The organism is Micromonospora maritima (assembly GCF_902825405.1).
GTDB lineage: Bacteria > Actinomycetota > Actinomycetes > Mycobacteriales > Micromonosporaceae > Micromonospora > Micromonospora maritima.
Genome location: NZ_CADEAU010000473.1, coordinates 1 through 4,067, shown reverse-complemented (window position 1 = coordinate 4,067; position 4,067 = coordinate 1). Strand labels below are relative to the sequence as shown.

Here is a 4,067-nt window from a genome sequence, read left to right as displayed (position 1 = left end):
ACGACGCTCTTCCGATCTGCCCTGCCGCTGCCCGACGACGCCGACGCGCCGGCCGCGCTGCGCGCGGTAGCCGAGGGCGCGCTGCTCGGCGGCTACCGGTTCGCCGGCTACAAGACCAAGCCGCAGCCGGCCCGGCGTGAGCCGGTGGCCGAGGTGCTGGTGGCGGTGCCGGACGCGGCCGACGCGACCGCCCAGGCCGAGATCACCCGGGCGCAGGCGGTGGCCGGCGCGGTGCGGACCAGCCGGGACTGGGTCAACACCGCGCCGAACGAGCTGCGTCCCCCGGCGTTCGCCGACGTGGTCTCCGCCGCCGCCCGCGAGGCGGGTCTGGAGGTCGAGGTGCTGGACGAGGCGGCGCTGGCCGCCGGCGGCTACGGCGGCATCCTCGCCGTCGGCCAGGGCTCCGAGGCCCCGCCGCGGCTGGTGAAGCTCACCTGGACGCCCGAGGGCGGCGGCAACGGCAAGCGGGTCGCGCTCGTCGGCAAGGGCATCACGTTCGACACCGGCGGCATCTCGATCAAGCCGGCGCAGGGCATGTGGGAGATGAAGTCGGACATGGCCGGCGCGGCGGCGGTCGGCGCGGCGATGCTGGCGGTCGCGGCGCTCAAGCCGTCGGTGACCGTCACCGGCTACCTGCCGATGGCGGAGAACATGCCGTCGGGCACCAGCTACCGTCCGGGCGACGTGATCAGCATGTACAACGGCAAGAAGGTGGAGGTGCTCAACACCGACGCCGAGGGCCGGATGGTGCTGGCCGACGCCATGGCCCGGGCCTGCTCCGACGGCGCCGACTACCTGTTCGAGACCTCGACGCTGACCGGCGGCCAGGTGATCGCGCTGGGCAAGCGGATCGCCGGCGTGATGGGCACGCCGGAGCTGTGCGAGCGGGTCCGGGTGGCCGGTGACGCGACCGGTGAGCCGGCCTGGCCGATGCCGCTGCCGGACGACGTGCGCAAGGGCATGGAGTCCGACGTGGCGGACATCTCGCAGGTCAACGCCGGGATGGACCGGGCCGGGCACATGCTGCAGGGCGGCGTGTTCCTGCGTGAGTTCGTCACCGACGACGTGGCCTGGGCGCACATCGACATCGCCGGGCCGGGCTACCACTCGGGCGAGGCGACCGGCTACTGGACCAAGGGCGGCACCGGCGTGCCGGTGCGTACCCTGCTCCAGCTGGTGGACGACGTCGCCGCCAACGGCTGACGTGCAAGGAAGGGCCCCTTCTTAACGCCTGGCGTTGTAGAAGGGGCCCTTCTTAACACTTGCGCTCGGAGAGCTCAGAACAGTTCGGGGCGGCGCTTGCGGCGCTCGTTGTAGTCGCGCATCCGCTGCGGATAGCCCATCAGCCGCACGTCGTAGATCGGGATGGCGGTCCGGTGGGCCCACCGACGGGCCTCGTCCGGGCTGCCGACCCGCCGGCGGGTCCACTCGCCGTCGTCGGCGATCAGCATCACCGTGGTCTCGGTGACCGTCGTACGCGGTTCCAGGAACGCCTCGACGCCCCGCCGGGTGCGGACGAAGTTCTCGAGGTGGTCCAGATCGGCGCGGTCGGCGGCCCGGTCGCGGCTCACCGCGGCCACCCGCTTGCGTCGTCGGAACAGCGCCACCGGACCCACTCCTCCCCCGGACGTCATCGAAGACGATGCCAAGGGTACGTGTCGCCGACGTGTCGTTGGGCACCTCGGTACGCGCTCGGCCCGGGGTGGTGACAAGATGACCGAGGTGGGGTGTGCCTGTTACTCCGCCGTAACCCCCGATGCAGCGACGCGACCTGGGAGTTGGATGTGAGCGAGCCGAACGACACGACCTTCGACATCGTCATCCTCGGAGGTGGTAGCGGCGGCTACGCGGCGGCGCTGCGTGCCGCCCAGCTGGATCTCTCCGTCGCGCTCATCGAGAAGGGCAAGCTCGGCGGCACCTGCCTGCACAACGGGTGCATCCCGACCAAGGCGCTGCTGCACGCCGCCGAGATCGCCGACCAGACCCGCGAGTCGGAGCAGTTCGGCGTGAAGGCCGAGCTGGTGGGCATCGACATGGCGGGCGTCAACTCGTACAAGGACGGCGTGATCGCCCGCCTGTACAAGGGCCTGCAGGGCCTGGTCGGCAGCGCCAAGAAGATCACCTTCGTGGCCGGCGCCGGCAAGCTGGTCGGCAGGAACGTGGTCGAGGTCGACGGCAAGCGCTACACCGGCCGCAACGTCGTGCTGGCCTCCGGCTCGTACGCGAAGAGCCTGCCCGGCCTGGAGGTCGACGGCGAGCGGATCATCACCAGCGACCACGCGCTGACCCTGGACCGGGTCCCGGCGTCGGCGATCGTGCTCGGCGGCGGCGTGATCGGCGTCGAGTTCGCCAGCGTCTGGAAGTCCTTCGGCGTGGACGTGACCATCGTCGAGGCGCTGCCCCGCCTGGTCGCCGCCGAGGACGAGGAGTCGTCGAAGGCGCTGGAGCGGGCGTTCCGCAAGCGGAAGATCAACTTCAAGGTCGGCAAGCCGTTCGAGAAGGTCGAGAAGACCGACAACGGCGTCAAGCTGACCATCTCCGGCGGCGACACGGTCGAGGCCGAGCTGCTGCTGGTCGCCGTCGGCCGCGGCCCGAACACCGCCGACCTCGGCTACGAGGAGCAGGGCGTCAAGATGGACCGCGGCTACGTGCTGACCGACGAGCGGCTGCGCACCAGCGTGCCGAACGTCTACGCGGTCGGCGACATCGTGCCCGGCCTCCAGCTCGCGCACCGCGGCTTCCAGCAGGGCATCTTCGTCGCCGAGGAGATCGCCGGGAAGACCCCGGCCGTGATCGACGAGGCCGGCATCCCGCGCGTCACCTACTGCGACCCGGAGCTCGCCTCGGTCGGCCTGACCGAGGCGAAGGCCAAGGAGCAGTACGGCGCCGACAAGGTCAAGACCTACAACTACAACCTGGGCGGCAACGGCAAGAGCCAGATCCTCAAGACCGCCGGCCACGTGAAGCTGGTCCGGGTGGACGACGGCCCGGTGGTCGGCGTGCACATGGTCGGCGCCCGCGTCGGCGAGCTGATCGGCGAGGCCCAGCTCATCTACAACTGGGAGGCCTACCCGGCCGAGGTGGCGCAGCTCGTGCACGCCCACCCGACCCAGAACGAGGCCCTGGGCGAGGCGCACCTGGCCCTGGCCGGCAAGCCGCTGCACGCGCACGCCTGACACGACAACCGCGGCGTCCGGCGACGGGCGATGATCCCACCAGGGGAATGAAGGAGTCTGGAGAACATGCCGGTATCGGTCACCATGCCCCGGCTCGGCGAGAGCGTCACCGAGGGCACCGTCACGCGCTGGCTCAAGCAGGAGGGTGACACCGTCGAGGTCGACGAGCCCCTGCTCGAGGTGTCGACCGACAAGGTCGACACCGAGATCCCGTCGCCCGCGGCGGGCGTGCTGAGCCGGATCGTGGTCGGCGAGGACGAGACCGCCGAGGTCGGCAGCGAGCTGGCCGTCATCGCCGGTGAGGGCGAGGACGCCGGCGCGGCCCCGCAGGAGGAGGTCGAGCCGGCCACCGAGCCGACCGCCGCCGCCGAGGGCACCGGCCCGGAGCCGGAGCAGGCGGCGCAGGCCGCCGCCGAGCCCGAGCAGCCGGCCGTCGAGGAGCCGGCCCAGCCCGCCGCGTCGTCGGGCGAGGGCACCCCGGTGACCATGCCCGCCCTGGGCGAGAGCGTCACCGAGGGCACGGTCACCCGCTGGCTCAAGCAGGTCGGCGAGACCGTCGAGGTGGACGAGCCGCTGCTGGAGGTCTCCACCGACAAGGTCGACACCGAGATCCCGTCGCCTGTGGCCGGCACGGTGCAGGAGATCAAGGTCGCCGAGGACGAGACCGCTGACGTCGGCGCCGTGCTGGCGATCGTCGGGGCGGCCGGCGCCGCGCCGGCCCAGCCGAAGGCGGAGCCGAAGCCCGAGCCCAAGGCGGAGGCGAAGCCCGAGCCCAAGGCCGAGCCGAAGCCGGAGCCCACGGTCGAGGAGCCGACCCCGGGCCTGTCCTACAACGAGCCGTCCGCCGAGGCGGAGCAGGCCGCGCAGCCGGCCAAGGCCGAGCAGGCCGCC

4 protein-coding genes are annotated in these 4,067 nt (G+C 72.0%); 3 read left to right on the top strand and 1 reads right to left on the bottom strand.

The annotated features are described in order from the left end of the window. The coding region (locus tag HUW36_RS27325; protein WP_174530768.1) for a leucyl aminopeptidase at positions 1-1,203 on the top strand (1,203 nt) is incomplete at its 5' end. Positions 1,204-1,277: 74 nt separating this feature from the next. On the opposite strand, the gene HUW36_RS27320 is transcribed toward HUW36_RS27325, so the two are convergent. After that, positions 1,278-1,607 (bottom strand): hypothetical protein, encoded by a 330-nt coding sequence (locus HUW36_RS27320; protein WP_174530767.1) that lies wholly within the window; start codon positions 1,605-1,607, stop codon positions 1,278-1,280. A 177-nt stretch (positions 1,608-1,784) separates the two neighbouring features. On the opposite strand from HUW36_RS27320, the gene lpdA reads away from it, so the two are divergent. Further along, positions 1,785-3,176, top strand: a complete 1,392-nt coding sequence (lpdA, locus tag HUW36_RS27315; RefSeq protein WP_174530766.1) for a dihydrolipoyl dehydrogenase — start codon at positions 1,785-1,787, stop codon at positions 3,174-3,176. A gap of 66 nt (positions 3,177-3,242) precedes the next feature. After that, positions 3,243-4,067, top strand: an 825-nt coding sequence (locus tag HUW36_RS27310) for a biotin/lipoyl-containing protein (RefSeq protein WP_343044369.1), incomplete at its 3' end; no start/stop codon positions are given.